16 protein-coding genes are annotated in these 22,131 nt (G+C 58.5%); 4 read left to right on the forward strand and 12 right to left on the reverse strand.

Features of this window, described 5'->3' with window-relative positions; all coding sequences use genetic code 11:
- Positions 1-881: 881 nt before the first annotated feature.
- Together ACFWYE_RS19155 and ACFWYE_RS19160 are read right to left on the reverse strand one after the other, a co-directional pair.
- Positions 882-1,349 (reverse strand): GNAT family N-acetyltransferase, encoded by a 468-nt coding sequence (locus ACFWYE_RS19155; RefSeq protein WP_379113532.1) that lies wholly within the window; start codon positions 1,347-1,349, stop codon positions 882-884.
- A gap of 370 nt (positions 1,350-1,719) precedes the next feature.
- Positions 1,720-2,007 (reverse strand): hypothetical protein, encoded by a 288-nt coding sequence (locus tag ACFWYE_RS19160; RefSeq protein WP_379113534.1) that lies wholly within the window; start codon positions 2,005-2,007, stop codon positions 1,720-1,722.
- A gap of 2,279 nt (positions 2,008-4,286) precedes the next feature.
- On the opposite strand from ACFWYE_RS19160, the gene ACFWYE_RS19165 reads away from it, so the two are divergent.
- The 4 genes from ACFWYE_RS19165 (at position 4,287) to ACFWYE_RS19180 (ending at position 7,615) form a co-directional block, all read left to right on the forward strand.
- Entirely contained in the window at positions 4,287-4,490 is a 204-nt protein-coding gene (locus ACFWYE_RS19165) for a hypothetical protein (RefSeq protein WP_379113536.1), read from the forward strand.
- A 98-nt stretch (positions 4,491-4,588) separates the two neighbouring features.
- Complete coding sequence (locus ACFWYE_RS19170; RefSeq protein ID WP_379113537.1) at positions 4,589-5,224, forward strand: DUF4337 domain-containing protein; 636 nt, start codon at positions 4,589-4,591, stop codon at positions 5,222-5,224.
- Positions 5,225-5,344: 120 nt separating this feature from the next.
- The gene (locus tag ACFWYE_RS19175) at positions 5,345-6,892 is read left to right on the forward strand and encodes a patatin-like phospholipase family protein (protein ID WP_379113539.1); all 1,548 of its coding nucleotides are present in this window, start codon (positions 5,345-5,347) and stop codon (positions 6,890-6,892) included.
- A 564-nt stretch (positions 6,893-7,456) separates the two neighbouring features.
- Positions 7,457-7,615: a hypothetical protein gene (locus ACFWYE_RS19180; protein WP_379113541.1), complete on the forward strand. Its 159-nt coding sequence runs from the start codon at positions 7,457-7,459 to the stop codon at positions 7,613-7,615.
- Between the two features lie 171 nt (positions 7,616-7,786).
- Here ACFWYE_RS19180 and ACFWYE_RS19185 read toward each other — a convergent pair whose 3' ends face one another.
- The 10 genes from ACFWYE_RS19185 to ACFWYE_RS19230 form a co-directional block, all read right to left on the reverse strand.
- Positions 7,787-8,254, reverse strand: coding sequence for a GNAT family N-acetyltransferase (locus ACFWYE_RS19185; RefSeq protein WP_379113543.1), 468 nt, complete (start codon positions 8,252-8,254; stop codon positions 7,787-7,789).
- Between the two features lie 62 nt (positions 8,255-8,316).
- Positions 8,317-9,384 carry an ABC transporter ATP-binding protein gene (locus ACFWYE_RS19190; protein ID WP_379113545.1) on the reverse strand — a complete coding sequence of 356 codons (1,068 nt, stop codon included), beginning with the start codon at positions 9,382-9,384 and terminating at the stop codon, positions 8,317-8,319.
- Positions 9,385-9,451: 67 nt separating this feature from the next.
- On the reverse strand, positions 9,452-10,759 hold the full coding sequence (locus ACFWYE_RS19195) for a D-tagatose-bisphosphate aldolase, class II, non-catalytic subunit (RefSeq protein ID WP_379113547.1): 1,308 nt from the start codon (positions 10,757-10,759) through the stop codon (positions 9,452-9,454).
- Positions 10,756-11,709, reverse strand: a complete 954-nt coding sequence (locus ACFWYE_RS19200) for an SIS domain-containing protein (protein ID WP_379113549.1) — start codon at positions 11,707-11,709, stop codon at positions 10,756-10,758. The genes ACFWYE_RS19195 and ACFWYE_RS19200 overlap by 4 nt, the downstream gene beginning before the upstream one ends.
- Before the next feature lie 14 nt (positions 11,710-11,723).
- Complete coding sequence (locus ACFWYE_RS19205) at positions 11,724-12,581, reverse strand: carbohydrate ABC transporter permease (RefSeq protein ID WP_379113551.1); 858 nt, start codon at positions 12,579-12,581, stop codon at positions 11,724-11,726.
- The gene (locus ACFWYE_RS19210; protein WP_379113553.1) at positions 12,581-13,501 is read right to left on the reverse strand and encodes a carbohydrate ABC transporter permease; all 921 of its coding nucleotides are present in this window, start codon (positions 13,499-13,501) and stop codon (positions 12,581-12,583) included. Before ACFWYE_RS19210 ends, ACFWYE_RS19205 begins: the two co-directional genes overlap by 1 nt.
- On the reverse strand, positions 13,498-14,757 hold the full coding sequence (locus ACFWYE_RS19215; RefSeq protein ID WP_379113554.1) for an ABC transporter substrate-binding protein: 1,260 nt from the start codon (positions 14,755-14,757) through the stop codon (positions 13,498-13,500). The genes ACFWYE_RS19210 and ACFWYE_RS19215 overlap by 4 nt, the downstream gene beginning before the upstream one ends.
- A gap of 30 nt (positions 14,758-14,787) precedes the next feature.
- A complete protein-coding gene (locus ACFWYE_RS19220; protein ID WP_379113611.1) occupies positions 14,788-15,753 on the reverse strand; it encodes an N-acetylglucosamine kinase in 966 nt (321 codons plus the stop codon).
- On the reverse strand, positions 15,746-16,546 hold the full coding sequence (locus ACFWYE_RS19225; RefSeq protein WP_379113555.1) for a DeoR/GlpR family DNA-binding transcription regulator: 801 nt from the start codon (positions 16,544-16,546) through the stop codon (positions 15,746-15,748). Before ACFWYE_RS19225 ends, ACFWYE_RS19220 begins: the two co-directional genes overlap by 8 nt.
- A 423-nt stretch (positions 16,547-16,969) precedes the next feature.
- Positions 16,970-22,114: an autotransporter domain-containing protein gene (locus ACFWYE_RS19230; RefSeq protein WP_379113556.1), complete on the reverse strand. Its 5,145-nt coding sequence runs from the start codon at positions 22,112-22,114 to the stop codon at positions 16,970-16,972.
- Positions 22,115-22,131: the final 17 nt, after the last annotated feature.

The following is a 22,131-nucleotide window of genomic DNA, read 5'->3' on the forward strand; positions in this document are numbered from 1 at the left end:
TTGGCCGTGCTTTATTTCGTGACATGGTATGCGGGCCGCAAGCTGGTGTCCAACCGGCCGAGTCAACTTGCCTGAGACTCCTTTTGCATTTTTGTGCAAGACCCGCCGAGATCGATATCGGCATGAGTAGCCTGGCAACGTCGATGCGTACGCAACCGCCGCCCGGGACGAGAGCAGTGATCTCAGGAACCGCCGACAGAGGCTGACTGCAGCAGGTCTGGTTGCCTTGGAACAACAAGGCCAGAAACGGGAAGCCTCGCAAGCACCTTTTTCGCGAATCCTCGCGCTTGGCAACCGGACAGCGCCTCAATCCAGGGTACAAGGATAAATCACTACCCTGTGTCCTTCGGCTCAGTCTTGCCAAGTTCTGATTTCGCAACCTGTAATTACCGTGGAATTCAATTCAAAATGCATATCCTCTCTCGTTGACCATCATCTCAGCGCTGTTTCCCAAAAGAGACCGAAACAGGACCCCGTTAGCCAACCGGATCCTGCCTCGACCCAAGGGTCAAATGTTAGAAGTTGCGCTGGAAGCGAAGGACGCCGCCGACGCCGTCACTTTTGGCGTGGTACTTGTTGGCAGACTTGTTGAAGTAGTCCACTTCGCCGGTAATCGTGAAGCCTGGGACCAACTGGTGCGCGATGTGGCGCGCCTAGTCCGATCCAACGCAGCAATTGCCGCAAAGCAACAGAAACTCAAACAGCGGCAAAGGAGTCCGCAAGGCGGGAGCCCACAGGCAGCAGAGACCGAGCTTCAATGGCCCGCCTGGAGGATGAGAAGCAGAACTTGACGCGCTGTGGAAGGACAGGTGCGGCGGGAGCTCTCTGCGCAAAAAACAAAGTCGAGCGCGGAAAGGCCACACAAAGGTGGCGCGAAAGATTCACGAAGGCAACGGATCGGTTGGGAGCCTGCGCCAAGTGTGACAAAGCTCGTCTTCCCCGGCAGCAACGAGCACGAAGCCCATCGACTGGAATGCTCGTTCGGAAGCGAAGTTGGCTGGCGAGATGGCCGCAGTCAAAGAACGCCCGCTGAGTTGATTAACCAACCATCGAATAATCTCCCGCCCAACACCTTTTCCCTTCTCAGGGCCCAAAACCATGACCCCTAGGATATGCGCGGTCTTGCTTTCCCAGCCAAATGGAGGTGGATCCATGACCGCGCACCAGCCAACGGGCTCAATCTGCTCTGGTTTGCACACCCACCATGCGCGCACTGCTTGCTCCGCGATCAGCTGTCGCAGCTCCCGACCATCAACCAAATCATTGTCACTCATCTCCACGCGAGCAAGGCGGTGATATTTATCGAAATCGCTGTTCAAGTTCATCTGCTCAAAGATCAATTTGCTCATCTGAAATTCTGTGCTCAATGACATGTTAGATGCTGGGCCTGCAAGCAGGGCAATCCACCCGTGGTGGCAACCGGCACATAGCGACGGCAGAGTGCCGGGTCAGAACAGATCACAGTGTTCGGCACGGCCACCGCAGCGACAATCGTAGCCAATGCCAGCTGGCGCTGACGACCGCAGAATTCGCTTGGTAATGATGCTGTTTGGCGAAAATGGAGTTGTACCTTCCCTGCTGCACAGCGGCACGAGCGATAGTTCGCGTTTGTAACTTCGCCTCAGACGGGCGCCCCCGCTGACGAAAAAGACCTTGCATTGAGAGACCTCAGAAGCATCTCAAGCCCCGCAGATCGCAGTTACGGCGCGAGTGGCCTGATCAATGATTGCCTAGACTGCCTGGCACCTGGCCTTCTGCCTGTCGATTTCGCAAGATCCGATCAATTGAATCTCGCAATTGTTTCAAACCCTCGACGGGCATGACAAGGCGGGCTCGGACAACGGCTTCAACTTTAATCTCTGGCGTGGAGCCCATCAACTTGTCGGCGATCAGCCGTTCATGCGTGAAGATTAGCGTAGCAAAGCTTCCGTTGACCGAACAGTTGAATGGTCCACAGATGAGCGTTTCAGCAACATTACCCGGATCGACAATACGAACTTCAGGCATAGAATTCCCTACTGAATGGCGCAGCGATCAGGATATTGGCGTTAAATTTCAGAAGGAACGTCGCACGACCATGGACAGGTGCGCGGAAACGGCTTCAGAGACAATTCAGCGGCCCATCCGATCGCAGCTTGAATGCGCATAGTGGCCGATAAAAACAACTCTTTCGAATCCTGTCCCGCATGGTTGGGTCGCGACAAATCACTGGCCAGGATGTCTCCAAAGAAAACAAGGGACAGCACACAAGCCATCCATTCGGATTCCAATGTTGAGGCATCGTGTAAATTTGATGGATACTTGACAGAGCATCACGAGCCGTCGCGATACCAATTTCCGGGACGACAAGGGCGGGGCAGGGCAGCACCACGCATCACGCTGTCGGCAGCCCATGGCAATAGTCTGCAAGCTGGCCCATCCGCGCAATGATTGTACAGTGATCTCCCGACTGCAGGCCATCCAGCAATCTGCACTGGGCACCGTCTGCGAATCTCATACGGCAAATGCTGTTTGAGAATTGAGGCCATCGACGGTCGGACTGCCCCCGGTAAAATCCACACTTGCTGTTGAGCATGTCATAGATGCGCATGAGCGTCGCTATATCATTCGGACAAGCGACGGCGCTGGCGAAAGAGCGAAGAACGGCCAGTTGCTTCCTGGACGTTATTAGAACGTCCAACCGTCTTTCAGAATCGGCTCTCCTTGGGGTCTGGATATGGCTCTCGCGGCTCGCTTGAGACGCCACATGTACGACGTGGCGAATCCAAAACTGCGCCTGAACGACGACTAGGAGCAGGTTGAAATTCTCAGGCTCGAGGCCGAGAATTCCAAAGCGACACGATCGAGCCGTTTTCTCGGCTCGACAATCCGCCTTCGCTCGCGCGCTGATTGCAACGAAACCCGCCGGCAGTCGCAGGCTCGCCTGAAATCTCCAGCGGTGATCACGGAAAGAATGGCCGTCACCAGCCTCGTTTCCTGTGACGGCCATAAAAGTTAGAAATTCCTAATGGCACTGATATTCCAGTGCAGATGAGGCCGCTGTCAAATCACAATCAGCTTTTTCTCATCCGACCAACCCACCTCTCCACCCTGAAATTTCGCTGACCGATATGGATCATTGTGGCGAAGCGGCGAGTTAAACCAGGATCACGACATCACCGGCGTGCTGGCGATCAACCGCTGAGCGCGTCTGTCCAATCCATGGGGAACCAGGGCAGGGTCGGACGGCTGTTCGGTTCTACCCGCCCAGTACAGCGCAGCCAAACAGTGACGGAGATCGAAACGCGCCAGCGATGCAGCAGCTTCGAAACCCTGGGGACGCTGGGGTGCAACATGATCGACATAGGCGTATCTGCGCAGCAGCGATCAATCGCACCAGACAGACTTTATCAAATTGCCGCCAAGATGCTGTCGATGGCAGGATACGAAAGGTTGTCAGCAAAAGCTGGGACCCGCGCGCCAACGGAGCGGGTCCCGATTGCCTGAGGCGGAACTCAACACATGGCCGCGTCAGCAAACTCGTCGATGGATATGAAGGATTGGTTAGCGCTCGCTTATGCACGCAGTGGCAGTAGACACGCAAGCAGCTCGGATTGAACCGTTTGCCCCAAGACCTGTGTCTCCAGAGCGATCGCGTCGTGCGCGGCGCGAACCCGGTCAATTGGAATAAAATCGGCAACACGCGCCGACCAGCCCACTTTCCAGCGTATCCGCACCTGAGAGCAACAAGCTGAAAATCCTTCCACCGATCGCCTCCTGGGAAAAAACAAGACCCGACAACACAATGGAGAGATGTTGAGGTTCGTGGCGCTCGGTTGGTCGGATGGTGAGGCACGATGGACATGCGAAAACTGATCCGAACGCCGGAAAGCCGTTCAAGCGGCCAACCGTGCGACGCCGGATCCGCTCGATAGGGACATCCGTGACAGGTTGACGATGGGAGCGGCGACAAGCCAGAGCCTATCAGACCGGCGAAGAACGCGTTGCCTGGTGCAATGGTGGCAACACCCCAGGACTCCCGTAGAGCTTGCGATTGCTCGGACATCGGCCTTCCAGGGCATCGCCGTGGCAGTCGCCACCAGCAGCATCGTCCACGGTTCGCCCGGGGTACGTTTCTGATCAGGAACAGGTGCCGGGTTCCTGCTCTGTCTCACCACCGTTGTTCGACTATATCTGCACAAACTGCGGCCAATTTGAATTGGTGTGCTCTTACAGAGCGCAATCCAAATGGCTGGTGCTTGTCTCAATGCCCTCCAGTCAGCATGTCAACCACGAAGGAGTCCAAAATGAAGAAGCTTGCCCTGTTTACCTGCGCGGCGACATTTGCACTCGTTTCCGTTTCCACAACGGGTGCTCTTGCTGGCTCAGGCAGGATCGACAATCCGCAATTCATTACGAGCGTCGAAACCAAAAGCGAAATTTTGAAGATCGCTCAGAAGAAGCACGAAAAGAAGCAGGAAAAGAAAACAAAAGGAAAGGGCAAGAAATAACCCTCCACCTTTGCGGAATTATTGCCGAACGCTGCGCCGAAAGACGCAGCGTTTTCACAATAGAGAGCCGAACACGGTAATGTCCAAAGGAATCTTCTATGAGCCATGGCATGCATGCGATTCAGCACGAGGCCGAGCATAAGGGAAATTTCGAACATGGCGATCTCAACTCGCGTGCTGACAGACTGAATAGGCGTGTCGCCTTGCTGATTGCAGTGCTCGCCCTTTTCCTTGCTTTCTCCGAGACGCTCGGCAAGAGCGCCCAGACCGCTGCGTTAAACCACCAGATCGAAGCATCCAATCTTTGGAACTTCTTCCAGGCCAAGAACATTCGCCGAACGATGACGATCATTGCCAGCGAGACGGCGAGGCTCGGTGTCCTCGGCACCACCGACGTGGCCCAAAGGGCGGCATTGTCGAACCAGATCAGTGCGTGGACCAGGTCCGCGGCACGGTATCAATCTGAACCTGATGCCGCCGGAGGCAAGGGGGAAGGCACGCTCGAACTGTCGCATCGCGCTACCGAGGAGCAGGAAAAGCGCGACCTCGCTCTTGCAAAGTATCATCACTACGAGGTGGCCTCGGCGGCTTTCCAAATCGGCATCGTGCTGGCGTCGGCAACCGTCATTACCAGTATCGTAGCTTTGAGCCTCCTCGCCGGTAGCCTTGGTATTGTGGGAGTCGGACTTATCGCGATAGCGCTGTTTGCACCGCATGCTGTGCATCTACTCTAGCCCAGGCGCTAATTGGAGTGGAATGTCCCGTTCATGAGCCCGGGGCTTCGTGCCGCAGAACTGCAGCCGCGATACCCACTTACAAAATCGAAGCCGAGACGATTATGCAAGGCTCCCGCAATGGAAGGCATGGAAAGTCGGCGTGTTCTCTGCCGATCCAACGTCGGCGGGTCGGTTCCGGTGTTCATAATTGCAATGATGATTGCGTTTCCTTTTCGATCCGCCACCTCTCTTCTATTGTTTTTGCACAGAGTGCCGGGGCGAACGGGGGCGCAACTGCCCTTGGTGGCATTACTGGCACTGGCTTGTTTCCTTGCCGGCTGCGCCGCGCCAGATACGCGGCCAACCAATGCACCGCTCGCGCTCGGAAACAGCAGCCAGGCGGCGGGCGTGTCGTTGCAAGGGGACGATACGGCGATCGTACTTACTTTTTCCGGTGGCGGAGCCCGTTCTGCGGCGTTCGGCTACGGCGTTCTGTCAAGCCTTGCGCGCACGCCCTCGGCATCACGCGGGCGCAGTCTGGCCGATGACGTCGTCGTGGTGGGTGGCGTTTCGGGCGGGGCCATGCTCGCGGCCTATTTCGCGCTGCACGGCCCGACCGGGCTGCCCGACTTCCAGCGCGATTTCCTCGCGAGCAATGCCGAAGCGTCGCTGCATACCAGCTTCGGCCCGGCCAATCTGTTGCGCGGCTATCGCGGCGGTGTCAATGACCGCAACAACCTGCCCCCCTGGCTCGACGCCAACCTCTATCACGGCGCCACGCTTGGCATGTTAGACCGGCCTGGGCGTCCCCGACTGGTGATTCATGCCACCGATCTCTATAACCGCACGCCCTTCATATTCGACAGGGCATCCTTCGCCGCCATCTGCAGCAATTTCAACGATTATCCACTTGCTTATGCCGTCGCCGCTTCCACTGCGGTGCCAGTCGCCTTTGCACCGATCTCCCTGCGCAACTACCGTTCGAACTGCCCGCCGGATGCCGAGGCCGGCATCGCGATGGCTACAAAACCGACCGTGAAACCCGTTTCCCTGGTCGAGGAGCAATATCAGCAATCGCTTGATCGCTATGGCCATATCGGCAATCTTAATTTCCTCAAGCTCTATGATGGCGGCCTCGTCGACAACATCGGTAGCCAGACGCTGCTGCATTTGATGAACCGGGAGGCCCCAGAACCTTTGCCGGCTGAGAACGCCAGGAGGATCCGGCATCTGCTCTTCGTCGTCGTCGACGCTTCAACCCGCATCGGCGGGAACTTGTCGGAGACAACCGATAGCCCCTACGCGATGGATACACTTGTGGCTGCGACGGATGCCGTCATCAACATTCCCGGCTTCCAGAGCTTCGACGAATTGCGCCGCCGCCTGCCATCATGGGCCCAGAAGGTAGTGGCCTGGCGCTGCCGCGAGGCGGCTGCCCTCGCCTCCTGCCGCGACCTCGATGTGTCAATCATCCGGGTTGCCCTGTCGGATGTCGAGGACCCCGTCACTGCGCATCGGATCCTCGGCCTGCACAACACGCTCACTCTCAAGCTGGCGGACGCGATTTTTTTGCGCAATCTCGGCGGCGCCCTCCTGGCTCGCCAACCTGGCTATCAGCGTTTCCTGGCACGGCTCAGCACATGGCAGCGCCCCAACTATATGAGGAGCGCGCAAGGAACTGACTGAAGACATTGCTTTCGAAGAAGCCTCGGAGGAAACCGCGACTTTTGGCACTGTTCACGGACGCAGCCGCGCTGGAAGCCGCTGAGGCGAAGCCGCTTGCCGCCGACCGCCGCACCAAGTCGGAGGGCCGCTAACAGTTGTTCGCAGTGCCGGAACTTCACCATATGCAACGGCACCTGCAAGAGGTGCGCGACTTGCGGCGCTACGAGCGGGTGCAGATGGTTTGAACCCTTGGTAGGTGAAAATGCGACCTGATTTTGTCTCTGCAGGAAGCATTTTGGCACTAACGCAACCTAAGGTTTGTCTCTGACGATCAAAACATAAATTTCCCGGCGCTCCACGAGTGCCCGGAAATGCAACAAGGAACAAAATAGAGACTTAGTTAGAAGCATCAGGGGGCAACAGCTCATTCAACACACCAGTTTCGCTCGCTTGGAATGAACAGAAGCATGGGTGAGCATCAAGAGGGTCCCGGCAGTTCGATGCAAACCGCCGAGAACCGATGAGCAAGCCGTGGTTTCGGGTTAAGAAATACGGCTACGGGGCCGACTTGCCCTATGGAGCTGGATGGTCATCGTTGGATATTTTGCCGCCGTCGCTTTTGTCGCTGTCTGCTGGTCGAGCTACAGCGAAGAGCATCCCTGGCGCTACCTTGCAACCATGGCGATGCTGACCGCGATCGCCGTGTTCGTGAGCTGGGCAAAGAGCGATCGGCCACGGCGCTAGAGAAATGGTGAGAACGGCAGCGACAGCGACTGATCATGGCGTCCCTTGCGCGCCACAAGCGTGACTTCGCCGCTGCTTGCCACCCATCCCGGGAAAGAGCAGCAGTTGGAAACGTAACTGTCGTCATCGGATCATTTGATCCGTCTCTTGTTGTCCCAGTCCTCTATCAACTCACTCAAGCATCCCGCGATAGATACCCGGTCCGGACTCCGAAATTGGTGTTGCACCGACCGCATGCTGATAGAAGGCCGCAGGTCCGACATCACCGATGATAGCATAACCGTATCCCATATTCTTCATGTCGAGCAGTGTTGTCAGCAGCAATGCGTGTCCGATGCCCTTTCCACGCTCGGCTTCGTCTACCCCGGTAGGACCGAAAAAACCGCGCGCCGTAGTGTCGTAACAGGCGAAACCGATCATCCTTTCTTCCATGGAAGCAAGGAAACAGGTTGGTGGGCAGCGGGACATCGCGATCGTGGTTTCACTCGACCAGCGCGACTGGAATTTCCTCCGCACCCAATCGGTCACCAATTCCAACTCCGGCGCCAACACGCGCCGGATCGTCACACCGGCGTTCCTCACGCGCTCGGTCAGCGCCGGATCTGGGCACACCTGAGAAAGATTGACCAGGTAGTCCATGCAAATGTCTCCAGCGGCTTCGAGATTTGCTGTTCTCAGGTTCTAACCTGGGCTCGGCGCAGTCAGCAGTGCAATCTCGCGCCAGTCCCAGCATCGAACAGATGCAGCTTGCTGAAGTCAGGCTGGAGCGCAAGCCTGTCGCCAGGTCGTACGTCGATCCGATCACGCGTCGTGCATACAACTTCGTCTTTGCCAAGACGGGCAAAGACCTGCGTTTCCGATCCAGTCGGCTCAACGATCACGACTTGGGCTTGGATCCCAGTCTCTACAAGCATCAGATGCTCCGGGCGGATACCCAGTATCACCTCAGCATCGCAGGTCACTTTCATGCCGGCGGGTAGCTGCAGGCGAACACCTCCGTTCCCGATGAATTCCGGCTTCTCCGAGGTGCCTAGCCTGCCTCGAAGGAAATTCATGCCCGGCGAACCGATGAAACCGGCGACAAAGAGATTGGCCGGCCGATCGTAGAGTTCCAGCGGCGAGCCAATCTGCTCCACAACGCCGTCATGCATGACCACGATGCGGTCGGCCATGGTCATCGCTTCAATCTGGTCGTGAGTAACGTAGACCGTGGTCGTCTTCAGCCGCTGATGAAGCTGCTTGATCTCTGATCGCATCTGCACACGCAGCTTTGCATCGAGGTTGGATAGCGGCTCATCGAACAGGAAGACCTGAGGCTGCCGCACGATGGCACGCCCCATGGCCACGCGTTGGCGCTGGCCACCAGACAGGTGACGCGGATATCTGTCCAGCAGCTTTTCAAGTCCCAGGATCTGCGCCGCATCGCGGACCCGGCGCTGGATCTGTTCCTTTGGCGCTTTGGCGAGTTTGAGCGAGAAGCCCATATTCGCTTCCACAGTCATGTGGGGGTAAAGCGCGTATGACTGGAATACCATGGCGATATCGCGATTTTTTGGAGCGACGTCGTTCACCACGCGCCCGCCGATTGCAATGTCGCCGCTGCTTACCCCTTCAAGGCCGGCGATCATACGCAACAGTGTCGATTTTCCGCAACCGGAAGGGCCGACGAGGATGACGAATTCGCCATCCTTGATGTCAATGTCCACCCCATGCAAAACCTCAACCTGCCCATAATTCTTGCGGACATCCGCAATGCTCACCGATGCCATGCCAAACTCCAATCGGAACTGTTTCTAGTTGGACTCTGTGTTTTCGGGCCTGTGCGACATGGAGACATCACCCGCCACCCCGGTCGCTCAGTATCGCCGCATTGTAGGGCGCTAAGGCGTCCTCGATGGCGGCAAGGCACAGTTCACGAGGTCTTGGCAGAGTCTTTTGCGCAACCACGCGAGAATGAAGGCGACCCAGATATTGGCTGATAAGCGGTACAGGTATGTCGCGCTCAAGCTTAGAGAACAGCCGATCGACGGCGGCTTCGGCACGCCCGTCTGGCCAGTAATAGCGGATACGATCGCTGTAGCTGAAATGCCGTTGCAGGTGCCGTTCCCTGTCATCGCCCGGATAGTGAGACACCCAGTGGCCGGGATTTTCCAGCATGATGTCCTCCATCGTCGTAGAGAGAGAGTATTTGGTATCCCCAAGCATGCCTGCGATTGTGTCGAGGCCATAGAGAGCCTCGCGCAGGGCAAAGGTAAGTCCCGGTCCGACTTTGAGGATTGCGAACCCGTCTTCGACCAGCGCCGAAAGCGCCTCCGTTGGTTGGTAGTCGGTCGAATGGGCTTCGAACACCACATCCGGCATGAGTTGCAGCGCCGCGCTGAGCTGGCGCGCGTGCTCGCGGCGATACACGGCGACGCCCGCATTGTCGAACTCGACCCCAGGCTGAACGACGATCCCAATCACACGCTCAAGAGCACCATCGATGCCGGCCTTGACGAAGGCAGCCTTGTGAACGGACAGCGTCTGCAACGCGGCCTGCGGCCGGGTCACCTCAATGGAAGACAGCGCATGGGTCGCACCGCCGGGAGGCGGCACTTCCGTTCCCACGATGTAAAATGGTCGCTTGACCCCAACCTGAGCCGCTGTCTTTTCCGCAACCACAGCCAAGCGCGCTGCACGGGCGGCGGTTAGATCGTCGGCCAGTGCTGTCGGTTCGCCCGCGCAACCCATCGACGTGTCGAGGTGGATTTTCTCGAACCCCGCAGCCACATAGGCGGCAACCATCTCTTCCGCCTTCTCCATGGCCTTCTCGGCTGGCAGCGCTTTCCAGGGATTGGGACCCAGATGGTCGCCACCGAAGATGATCTTGCCCGTTGCGAAACCGACGCTGCCGGCGATCGTTTCGACGAATTCGCGAAAGCGGGCGGGTGTCATTCCCGTATAGCCGCCCTCGTGATTGACCTGGTTGCAGGTCGCCTCGATGAGAACCGGCATGTTTCCGGCAAGGCCGTTTCTCAGCGCGGCTTCGATGACCAGGGGATGTGCCGAACAGACCGAGGTGATCCCGCGAGGCAAGGGCGAAATGCGGGCACCCATCAGCCGGCCCAGCACGTTCTTTCGATTTTGCGCGATGAACGAACTCATGCCAGCTTCACGACCTTGGTCAGATGGCGCGGGGCGACTGTATCGATCTGCCTGGCCTGCGCCGTGCGCTCACCGAGTATCTGCAGGGCAGGCAAGAGGCTAAGGCCCACAAGAGCCGGAACGCAATCGATGTCGAATTCGGCATCGCCCGGACCGCCGAAACCGATGACCACCGCGCCCTTTTCCTGCAATTCCGCAACCAGCTTCGCTTCGGCTGACTTCTGATCGGCGCTGTAGAGCATGACAGCGACCGTGCTGCTGTCGACGAGACTGATCGGCCCATGCCGATACTCCAGCGGATGAAAGGCCTGTGTGAAGCTCTGGCTCATTTCCATGAGTTTCAGCGCGCCTTCCAGCGCCATGCCGTAGAGAGCCCCACCGCCAAGAAATACGAAATGCGAACGGCCTGCGATGAGACGCGGAACCACCGTATCGACCGCCTCGGCCAGGCGACGTGCTGAGCCGACCAACTCGCTGGGAACGTCCTGCCCCATTATTTCCAGACAAAGAAGCAGCATCAGGCTGGCCGACACGGTCATGACGATCCCCTCCCCGGGATGGGTCGCGGCCTTCACCAACCGATCACAGTTCCTGGCGAGAGCACTGTCAGGTTCCACCGTCACCGCAGTCACGAATGCGCCAGCGGCACGGCTCGCCTTGCTGGCCGCAACCGTCTCGGTGGTCTCACCGCTGCGTGAAAGGGCAATCACATGTGTGCGCTCCCAGCGTGGCCAGAAGGCGTTGGGTTTGTTGAGCCATTCCCCGCCAGGAACCGCGATTGCCGGACGGCCGAAGATATTGGCTTGAGCAGCCAGCGAGAGCGCCAGGTAATAGGAGGTGCCGCAACCGAGGAAGACCGTCAGTTCGGCCTCCTGCGGCGCGGATATCGGACCGATCGCCTTTTCCCAATAGGGAAACTGCTCGAATATGACCTGTTCCGTGATGTTCATGAAAATCTCCGGTTTCATTTGACTGAGCCAGCCAGCAGGCCGCTCACGAGATAGCGATTGAGGAAAATGACGACGAGGGCGGGGATGACGATGGCAATGGAACCGCTTGCGGTGATCAGCCCGTAATCGATGAAATTCTTGGTGATGAATTCAGGAATCAGCACAGTCAGCGGTTTGGTCGCCTCCGGCGAAAAGATCAGCGGTACGAGATACTGTCCCCATGCACCGAGGAAGGTCAGGATGGCTGCGGCTGTCAGGCCAGGACCAGCCAGCGGCAACACAATCTTGAAGAAGATATAGAGCCGCCCCGCTCCATCGAGTTGTGCCGCCTCCTCCAGCGCGATCGGCAGCGCCTCGAACACACTGCGCAGAAGCCACAGCGACAGCGGCAGGAAAGCCGACACGTAGATCAGCGCCACCCCCACATAGGTGTCCACCAGATGCAGGCGGATCATGATCTGGTAAAGCGGGATCAGAACAGCATAGGCGGGGATGGCGAGCGTAGCGACGACAGCGACGAACAAAGCCCGTCGGCCAGGAAATTCGAGCCGGGTAAAGGCGTAGGCGCCGAGCGCTGCGATCGCCACGCATAGAACTGTTGCAGCGACAGCGGTCACGACGCTGTTGATCAGTGCGGCACGAAACTGCGCCCACACTTCAACCCCGCCAATACGGGCAACGTTAATGCCAAGCAGACGGGAGAAATGGTCCAGGGTGAAGTGCTGAGGAACGAAATGGATCGGCCGCGCCGAAAAGTCCTCGGAAGGGGTGAATGCGCTGGCCAGCGTCCAGTAGACTGGTCCCAGGGACCAGACCAACAGGGCCAGGACGCCCGCCGAAACCATGATCCGAAAGCCGAGTGTCTGTTTCATCAGTCGAACCGAGTGTTACGGTGCACGCGCAGCACGTAGACGAGCGAAACCAGCAGCGAGACCAGTGTGATGACGAGCGAAAGTGCCATGCCGTATGAGAACCGAAGATTCTGGAAGGTTTCGAGATAGATCTGGACCAGGACCGGCCGTGTCTCCAGACTGGAGCCCGCCAGCACCCACGCCTCGTCGAACAGGTTAAAGGCATTGACCGTCGCATTGGTCATGGAAACGGCGATCGCACTTCGCACCAAGGGCAGAGTAATGCGCAGGAACATCTGCGCGCGCGTGGCGCCGTCAATTCGCGCGGCCTCGTAAAGATGCGCCGGAATGCCTTGCATGGCCGCGAGCACGATCACGACCGTCAGCGGCATCATGCGCCAGACATGGACAACGGTGACCGCCAGGATCGCGCTTGTACGGTCGTTGAACCAGACGTGGTTTTCGAATGGAAAACCGAATGCCGACAGGATTCCGTTGAGGAGGCCAGCACCGGGTTGAAATATCCAGAGCCAGATAACGGCGTTGACCACGCCCGGCAGAGCCCACGGCAATATGACAGCAGCCAGCAGCCATTGCCGTCCGGTCCGAACCTGGTTGATGAGTGCGGCGGCGAGAACGCCGAAAATCGTTTCCGCCATCACCGCGAGAAAAACGTAGAGAAGCGTATTGATCCAGGCCGTTGCGAGCTGGCCGTCGGAAAACATACGGGCATAGTTCTCCAATCCAACGAACGGCGTGCCAGCTTGCATCGGGTTGACCCGATGCAAGCTGTCCCACACGGTTCTGCCCATGGGCAGGAAGACCAGTGTCGCCATGGTGATCAGGATCGGCGCGACGAGCAGAAGCCCCAACATGGCGTCGCCGCTTCCGCCAACGCCGTGTTTTGGCCGCGCTTTGTTGAGCGGGACAGCCAAGGTCATTGATCCTTGGCCTGCTTGGTGGCCTCTGCAATGCTTTGGATAGCCTGCGCAACGGTCACCTGACCCTTCGCAGCACTGTTGATGGCCGTGTTCACTGCGCCTGAGAATTGCGGATACCAGGTCGGTGTTCCTTGCGGGAACAGCGGATCGACGGTCTTGGACTGTGCCACCAGCGCACTGCCACTGCGCAACTTTCCGCTGTCATTCAGTTCTGAAAGAACCGATGTACGCGTTGGCAAGATGCCGTTGGTGACGTAGTTCTGCGTCTGGAACTTCTTGCCGGTGAACCATTTGATGAATTCGACCGCGGCTTCCTTGTTTTGAGATACTTTTGGGATGCCGAGCGCTTCCGGCAAGCCAAAACTGCGCGTTTTTCCACTGGAGGTCGCCACCGTGATCGCTTCGATCTGGCCAGCCACCTTGGAATGAGCAGGATCGTTTATCTGACCGAGCCGGCCCGGCTCCCCCGAAATCATGATGCTGGTCAGGCCCTGGGCGAACTGCCCATCGTTGATCTGACTGTCCTTCAGATTGGTGGAGGCTGGATCGACAAGTCCCTCCTTCAAAAGCATCAGCTCGAATTCCAGAGCCTTGTAGCCGGCCGAATCCGGCTTCGTGAACAACGGCTCGAAGTTCGCGTCGAACAGGTCCCCACCAAACGCCTTGGTCAGCAGGTACCAGCTCGTCGAGGCACCTTCGGTTGGCGACAGCGGCAGGCCGATCGGATAATTGACGACGCCTTTTTGCTTGATCTTCCTTGCCGCAGCGACAAGTCCCTCGAGCGTCGACGGCATTTCGGTGATGCCGGCATCGTTGAAATGCTTCTTGTTGACCAGCATCACACGGAAATCATTGCTGTAGGGAATGCCGAGCAGCTTTCCGTTGACTGTAAAGATGCTGGAAACGCCTACGTCCTTCACAGTCTCCGCATCGATCGAGCCGTTCAGCGGCAGATACCAGTCGGCCGCGCTGAACTGTCCAGTCCATGACCAATCGATCTCAGTGACATCGGCGGGCGTCGTACCGGCGATCAGTGCCGTCACCAGCTTTGGGCGGATATCATCCCAAGCCAGCGTCTGCATGTTGACGTGAATGCCGGTCTCCGCCTCGAAATCAGCGGCGATGTTGGAAGCCTGTGGAGACGGCATGAGAACCGTGATGGTCTGACCGGCAAACGGCTTCTTGTCTTGACTTTGCGCCGGTCCGGTGACGGCGAGAGCCGTCGAAGCGGTCAATAGCAGGATAAAATTGCGCATGTTCCCTTCTTCCTTTTTTTGAGGCTTACGTTACCTGTTTTGCATCGTCGCACTGCTTGCTTCGCCGGCGATGTGCCCGATCCAGCCATCGTCGATGGGCCAGTCGAGAAGCTGGGCGGCAGCCAACAGGGCGCCGCCAATGGGCGGAAGTATCGGCTCGGTCAACGGCCGGCCAATTCTGCGCTGCAGCGCATTGAGCAACCTGCGGCTGCCGAATGTGCCGCCGGCATAAGTCCAGGCAGGCTGCACGTCACCGCGGTCGACAACGTTGGCAATAGCAGAGACATGCTTCGCCAACTCCTCCGCAGCCCGCTCTATGAGGCAGGCTGCGCCTGCGTCACCGGCCTCTGCCGCGCGATCAACCAGCACCGACAGGGCAGCAATCCCGGCGCGCGGATTGATGAGGTGCGTCACCCAGCCGGCGAGCGCGTTGATCGGATCGGCCTTGTCGATGCGCAAATGCTCGAACACAAGGTCCGTCAGTGCTGTGGCTCCCGCCCGTCCGTCGATGCTTTGGCTAATGAGGCTGAGTGCTGCCCGGCCGATCCAATAGCTGCTGCCCTCGTCGCCGATAGTATCGCCCCAGCCGCCAACGCGGTGAGAGGAACCCCCTGCATCGCGAGCCCATGCCATGGAACCGGTTCCAGAAAGAACAAGGATCCCGGGGCCTCCAACGAATGCACCCAGGTGAGCGGCTTCGACATCGTTGAGCATGCGCTTCGAAACGCCGCCAAACAATTGTTCGATCATTTCGCGCTGCATTTGAGAGAGGCTTTCCACCTCGCCATAGGCAGGCAATGCAGCAGCAATGGCACCCAGGCGCGGCTCATTCACAAACGAAACCAGCAGAGTCTCGAGCTCCTGGCTCCAATTTGGATTGTCCATCGGGTTGACGCCGCCGCCTCGCACCAGGCGCAGGAGGCGGCCAGACCTGTCGGCCAGTGCGGCCAGAACCTTGCTGCCGCCACCGTCGATTCCGAGGACAAGCTCACTCATGGTTTGCTTCGGCGTCTGCAACCACCGTCGCGCTAACGCCAAGTTCCGCAAGCTGAACCCGCCACTGTGCGGACAGACCGGCATCCGTAATCACCTGGGTCGAGGTCAAGGGGGCGACCTTATACGTCGCCATCGTTCCAAATTTGGAGGAATCGGTAAGGAGAAGGCGATGCATGGAACGGCCCAGCATGCACCTGTTGAGGCTCGCCTCCGCGCTGTCGACGCTATAGATCGCGGCATCGGGGCTGATGGCACTTGCGCCAAGAAAAAGCTGATCGAACCAGATGGTCTCCAGCATTGCCTCGGCCTGGGGACCGACAATCGAGGCATTTTCGCTGCGAAGTTGCCCGCCAAGCAGCACAACATCCAGATTAGGGACGTTGAGGAATTCCTGCGCAACCGTCAGCCCATTGGTGAAAATACGCAACGGCATCGGATTGACGCGGATGAGCCGTGCCAGCTGAAACACCGTCGTACCGGCATCGAGAAAGATAGCGGTACGCGGCGAAAGCAGTTCGTAGGCAGCCGTCGCGATGGCCCGCTTGGCGATGAGATTTCGCTTCGCACGTTCCTGAAACGCCAGCTCGATCGAAGACCCTTCGGCGATCCGGGCACCGCCATGAACCCTATCTATCGCGCCTTCCTGTTCGAGAACCTGCAAGTCTCTCCGCACGGTCGCCAGCGATGCACCGATCGAGTCAGCCAGCATCTGGATGGTGGAAAAGCCATTTGCATAGAGGTGGCTGCGTATCGCGTCGAGGCGCTCCGACTTCCCTCCGCCGGTCTGGCTCATTCACCTTCCTCCCACTGCGCGTTTACGCCTTGTTTCAATCATATTTTCATCGCGTTCGCTCAATGTCAATCACATTTCTGATTGATTTTGATCCATTTGAAGGCAGGACACACACGAAACTGGCCCCGAGAGGCCTGATCCGATCGCCACAACAAGCGTAGAGGACGAGCAGGCAACTGTTCCGCGGATCGGCTGCGCGCGGCGCCTGTTGCCAAACGCGATCGCCAGGTCCTTGCGGCGGCAGAAACATCCAAAGCCCAACGACCGAATCTCGGTCGTTCGATCCGATCGGCCGGTATCACGCCACGGGAAGAGTCGGCTGGCGTGAATGCCAGCCGAAGCCACGGATTTGCATCCCGTGATCACAGAGGCCGCAAGCGCTGATCCTATAAGAGACAGCTTTGCACTGACGGCATCCGCGACCTAGAATTTGATATTCAAATCCGCTCTGACACCGTGGTTGCTTGCGTTCGAACCGATCTGTCCCTGATAGGAGATCCCGACTGTCGCTGACGGCATGATGGCAACGTCGAGACCAGCCTCCACAACAGCACTGTTTTTGGCCAGGGGGGCGCCAGCGACGGTAAAAGCACTGCCACCGATGAAGTCCTGAGTGACAAGCGGCGTGACATCCCCAAAGCCATGCCGCCAACCGATCATGCCACGCGCGATTGCATTGGTCATGCCGAGTTCGAAATCGACGGAGCCGCGAAGGCCGAGAGTCGTGAAGGCAACGTCATTGGAACCGCTGTGGCCAGTAAGCGCTGCCGCGCCGCCTTTCTCGACAAAACCGTTGCTGCGGACATCGACGTAGGCGAGGCCGGCAAACGGTTCGAAGGCGACGGAGCCCGCCTTGATGCCATAGCCGAGTTCGCCAAACAGCCGGGTGGTTCCAGCGCGATAATTCGCTGACGGCGCGTCCACGAATCCAGGAAAGGATACCTGGCGGCTGGTATCGATATCACTCCAGGTGTAGGCAAGGCCTGAGCGCAGGGACATCGCGCCCCATTGCGTGCCGCCGTAGACGCCAAAGTGATAGTTGTCGCTCGAAGCCGATGCGGCGTGCCCGTCGAGCTTGAAGGCAGAATGGCTATAGCCGGCCAGGAGGCCCAATTGCCAATCATTGGTTACGAAGCCATCGATGCCTGCAAGGAAACCACTGTTCGACCTCGACAGTCTGGCGGCATTGCCATCGCTGCCTATTGAGCCCCAAGAACCGAAGGCCGAGCCCCAGACGCCGTTGTGTTCCCCGGAACCCGGCCCTGTTCTCCCGACCGGGGCCGCCGTCAGCCCGGAAACCGCCCGCGCCTCCAAACTATAGGCCGCGGCTGGGAGGGTCGCAGTGCCGGGTGTCTCGAAAGCCGCCCGCAGCCGATCATTGATCGTATTCTGCAGCAATTGGCTGCCTTCGATGAGGCCGGCAACGGTCGAACCATGCACCTCCCCGGAGAGTTGGTCGATTGCGGAGCGCGCTTCATCCGCAGAAAGCGGCAGCAGTTTGTTGTAGAGCACCAGGGACTGGCCGCTCTGTCGGAGGGTATCAAGCGCGCCGGCGGCCTGCTTGCGGTTGAAGGTATCAGCCACGGTGGCAAAAAGTGGTTCACCGTCTTGCCTTTTGGTCGCGATCGTCATGTTGACCGCAGTCGTGCCTTGAGCGAGGCTCGTATCAAGGAACGTCGAACGTGACAGAACCACTGGATCGAAGCTACCGGTGATGCCGCCGGCAGCATTCAGGATGGTGTAGGTTTGCCCATCCCGATAGCTGGTCTTGGGATCGAGGGCGATGACTTCGACCTTGGCCGCGCCGAGCATCGCCTTGCCGCCAGCCATGATACGATCACTCGTGCCGTTGGCTGCGATCTCGACCTCGTAGATCGATCCGGCAGCCAGCACCATATCGCCAGCCACATTCAGGGTGCCGATTGAATTGCCGGGAGCGATCCTGCCGCCATTGGCAACCACAAGGCTGCCAAGCTTGCCGTTTCCCTGGAGGCGAGCACCAGAGAGCACGTCCACAGTCCCTCCAAGCGAACCGTCGAGGGATAGCGTTCCCGATGCGACGGTTGTCTTTCCTGCAAAATCTGCGCTGTAGCCAGTGAGCTTCAGCGTACCGGCTCCCTGCTTGGTCAGGCTGCCCGCACCGGAGATCAGCCCCGCATAGGTGGCGTTCGATGCCTGATCGAACCTCAAGGCGCCATCAGGCTTGATCGCGAGATTGCCGTTGAAGCGTTCGGCCGACGCGATCAGGGTGCCCGCTTCCACCGCCCAATCCAGCGAGGATGTGCCTGTCAGCGTCAGGCTCCCGGTACCACGCTTGATCATGGCGCCGTTTTGCAGGCCACCCAAGGCGGAAATGTTTCCGGCATAGGTGGCGACCCCGGCCTGATCGAACACGACCGTTCCCGCATTGCCAATGTTGCCCGAAATCGAGCGGGCGTTGCCCACCAATCTGCCGGCTTGCACCAGCGTGTTGGCATAGGCGTTGGTTCCGGTCAGCACCAGCGTGCCCATTCCCCGCTTTGTCAGGTCGCCCGCGCCCGATACCCCTCCGTTCAGGCCAAGTTGGGTGCCGGCCGCGACATCGAACTGTCCGGCCTGCTGAAGCTCGATGTTGCGACGCGTATCGAAGGTGCCGGTCGTCGTCAACATTCCGCCAGCGAAGGTTACGCCTCCCGAAACCGCCCCCAGACTGGCGTCGGTCGAGATCGAGAGCGTGCCGCCTGAAATTGTGGTTCCGCCGGTATAGCTGTTGGCTCCTGACAGGATCAGTGTGCCGCTGCCGATCTGATTGACCCTGCCGGAACCGGAAATACCACCACCGAAAGTCGCATTATCGGAACGATTGAAGGCCAGCGTTGCATTGTTGACCACGTTGCCGGCAATTGAGCCGCTTGTGCCGCCGTCACCAAGTTGTAACGTGCCGGCTGCGATCGTCGTGCCGCCAGAATAGGTGTTGGCGCCAGAGAGGATCAGTGTGCCGGGGCCTTGCTTTGTCAGCGACGTACCGTTCCATCCGGTGGCGAGGTTCGCTGCCTGATCGGCCAACGCTGCCCCGACATTGAAATTATCGCCAACATTGCTCAGCGTGAATGTGCCTTTGGAGCTTTGCCTGCCGCCTGCAATCCAGGTCAGCTCGTAGGTCGACAGATATTGCTTGTTGTTTGCCGACTTGCCGGTTGAAAAGGTCAGATAGTCCACCGCACCATTGAAGCCGCCCACCGTCACGGTGTTGACGTCGCCGCTGATACCTGAAGCGGTATCGATCAGCACCTTCGCAGCGCCGCTCGTGGCATCAACGCCACCCAGATTGAAAGCGACACGATCACCGAGTTTCACCTGTTCGGCCCGGAGCGAGGGGCCGCTTGACTTGGCGACGATTGACAGTGTGGTGTTCGCGGCAAAGGTCGCACTCTTGCCCACCTTCATTGTTGCCGGAGTCTGGATGGATAGCTCACCGGCAGTGACATCGATGCTGCCGGCAAGATCGTTACCGCCCCCCAAGCTGCCGTTGCCGAACTGCAACTTGCCGCCGGATACAGTCGTGTCGCCCGAATAGCTGCTTGTACCGGTCAGGACCAGCGTACCGCCGCCTGCCTTGATCAAGCCACCAGAACCCGTGATTGCACCGGCATATGTCGTGATCAGGTTTGCAGCTTGATCCACAGTGAGCCCGGCACCGCCAAGCATGACACGGCCCCCGTCTCCAGACAGCGATGACGCGGTCAGTCGATATCCGTTGAGATCGAGTGCGCCGCCGTCGATGGTGTAAGCTCGGTTGCCGGCAAATGCGTTCGCCGCGCCCGAGCGCAAGATTCCGCCTTTGACAACGGTGCCTCCGCTGTAAGTGTTGGGACCCTGCAGGATCAGCGTGCCGCCGCCATCCTTGATCAGGCTGCCAGAACCGGTGATTGTGCCAGCATATGCCGTGGCCGTGTTTGCAGTCTGGCCGACAGTGAGCGTCCCGCCGCCAAGCGCCACCTCACCACCGGCTCCAGACAACGACGATGCGGTCAGCCGATACCCGTTGAGATCGAGTATGCCACCATCAATGGTGTAGGCAGTATTGCTGACCAAGGCGTTCGCGGCGCCTGATCGCAAGGTACCGCCTTTGACGATGGTACCTCCACTGTAGGTGTTGGAACCCTGGAGAACCAGGGTGCCACTTCCTGCCTTGGTCAAGCCGCCCGATCCGCCGATGTCATTGCGCCAGACATCGAGTGCATTGAAACCGCCCTGACCAGCATCCATGGTCACGGGGACATTGCTGCGAAACGCACCATATCCGTCGGCGGCTGCAAACAGGTTGAGCCGCGCATAGCCCCGGAATTGTGGCGCGCTGTTGTCAAGGGGGGAACCGGACGGCAGTCCGGTGGTCGCGAGCACCTCGCGACGTTGATCAGCATCAAGATACGGGAAACGGCTGGCAAGCAGCACCTCGGCGCCCTGGGGCACGATCATCGGCAAGTCCGTCGGCCCAACGGACGGTAAGCCGTAGGTCAGCTGATGCGTATAGTCGGCCCTGTTCTGTTGATAGTTGCTGAACCGGTCGGTGGCACCGGAGAGGATGCAGCTTGCAATGCTGGTCCCACATTTCTCTTCGAACAGCCTGCGCAAATCCGCCGTGCTGCGGCTCAGCAAGACCGGGAAGTCGCCAAATTTGCTGTTGGCGAAATCTGGATTGCCATTGAGCAATTGGACTAGGTCGTAGGTAACCAGGATTCGACTGGCGATCGCGTCAAGCGGGTGATGAAATCCAAGCACGATGCGGCTATTGGCGTACTCCGACCCGCGTGTCATCATCTCTTGAAAGCGTTCCGGCACCATGATTGCAAGCAACATGGCTTGATAGTAGCCGTAGGTTGAGTGGCCACTTGGAAAGGACGGGCTCTTATCTTCAGCAAAGAGTGCGGCGCTTGATGTCGGCTTGCCGAAGAAATCCAACCCTGAAAACTTCTTGATGAGGTTTGGCCGGCTCTGAAATGGCCGTGAGTTGCCGTTAGCACCTTTTGTATCAGCGGGCGGTTGGTAGACGGTGTCGTAGATGTTTATAATTCCGCCTTCGGGCAAGGCGATGCCGTCTGGCTCGCTGCCTTCATCGGTTTCGCCGTTTGCAAAGAAGGACTTCACGAAATCCTTATCGGACTTCAAGGTTTTCTTGGCATATTTGAAAAGATCGTAAAAACTTCCGGAAATCGCCGTCTCCAAAGGATGAGTCGGATCGTCTGCGTTGGGTAAGATCGGACTTGCCTGTTGATATATCTGATACAATTTCGTTCCGAAGCCATCAGCAAGTCCAATTCCGCTTTCTTTCGTTTTCAGATCGTCTTTGAACGCCTGAGCCTTCTGCGTCTCCGAGGCTTTGTTGTTGATTTCGATGGCCCCAGCGAGATTCTTGGCAAGAACCTCGCGACCGGCGGGCGTGGAGTTCAAAGTGGTAATGGGTGACAGAAGCTTTGCCGCGCCGATGTTGGTCGCGGATTGTCCCCACACCGCCGATGCGGTCGCGGCAACGATCAAGGCTGCACAAGAAACCGCACGAAATGGCAGCTTGATGGAATAGGTGGTCAAGTAATTTCTCCTCTTGC

This window comes from Mesorhizobium sp. NPDC059025, from assembly GCF_042739655.1.
Taxonomy (GTDB): domain Bacteria; phylum Pseudomonadota; class Alphaproteobacteria; order Rhizobiales; family Rhizobiaceae; genus Mesorhizobium.

Coding starts and splice junctions, on each gene's coding strand:
- ACFWYE_RS19175 (WP_379113539.1), top strand. CDS start 5,345: ATGGAAGGCATGGAAAGTCGGCGTGTTCTCTGCCGATCCAACGTCGGC.
- ACFWYE_RS19185 (WP_379113543.1), bottom strand. CDS start 8,254: ATGGACTACCTGGTCAATCTTTCTCAGGTGTGCCCAGATCCGGCGCTG.
- ACFWYE_RS19180 (WP_379113541.1), top strand. CDS start 7,457: ATGGTCATCGTTGGATATTTTGCCGCCGTCGCTTTTGTCGCTGTCTGC.
- ACFWYE_RS19195 (WP_379113547.1), bottom strand. CDS start 10,759: ATGAGTTCGTTCATCGCGCAAAATCGAAAGAACGTGCTGGGCCGGCTG.
- ACFWYE_RS19220 (WP_379113611.1), bottom strand. CDS start 15,753: ATGAGTGAGCTTGTCCTCGGAATCGACGGTGGCGGCAGCAAGGTTCTG.
- ACFWYE_RS19190 (WP_379113545.1), bottom strand. CDS start 9,384: ATGGCATCGGTGAGCATTGCGGATGTCCGCAAGAATTATGGGCAGGTT.
- ACFWYE_RS19155 (WP_379113532.1), bottom strand. CDS start 1,349: ATGAGCAAATTGATCTTTGAGCAGATGAACTTGAACAGCGATTTCGAT.
- ACFWYE_RS19200 (WP_379113549.1), bottom strand. CDS start 11,709: ATGAACATCACGGAACAGGTCATATTCGAGCAGTTTCCCTATTGGGAA.
- ACFWYE_RS19215 (WP_379113554.1), bottom strand. CDS start 14,757: ATGCGCAATTTTATCCTGCTATTGACCGCTTCGACGGCTCTCGCCGTC.
- ACFWYE_RS19210 (WP_379113553.1), bottom strand. CDS start 13,501: ATGACCTTGGCTGTCCCGCTCAACAAAGCGCGGCCAAAACACGGCGTT.
- ACFWYE_RS19160 (WP_379113534.1), bottom strand. CDS start 2,007: ATGCCTGAAGTTCGTATTGTCGATCCGGGTAATGTTGCTGAAACGCTC.
- ACFWYE_RS19165 (WP_379113536.1), top strand. CDS start 4,287: ATGAAGAAGCTTGCCCTGTTTACCTGCGCGGCGACATTTGCACTCGTT.
- ACFWYE_RS19170 (WP_379113537.1), top strand. CDS start 4,589: ATGAGCCATGGCATGCATGCGATTCAGCACGAGGCCGAGCATAAGGGA.
- ACFWYE_RS19225 (WP_379113555.1), bottom strand. CDS start 16,546: ATGAGCCAGACCGGCGGAGGGAAGTCGGAGCGCCTCGACGCGATACGC.
- ACFWYE_RS19205 (WP_379113551.1), bottom strand. CDS start 12,581: ATGAAACAGACACTCGGCTTTCGGATCATGGTTTCGGCGGGCGTCCTG.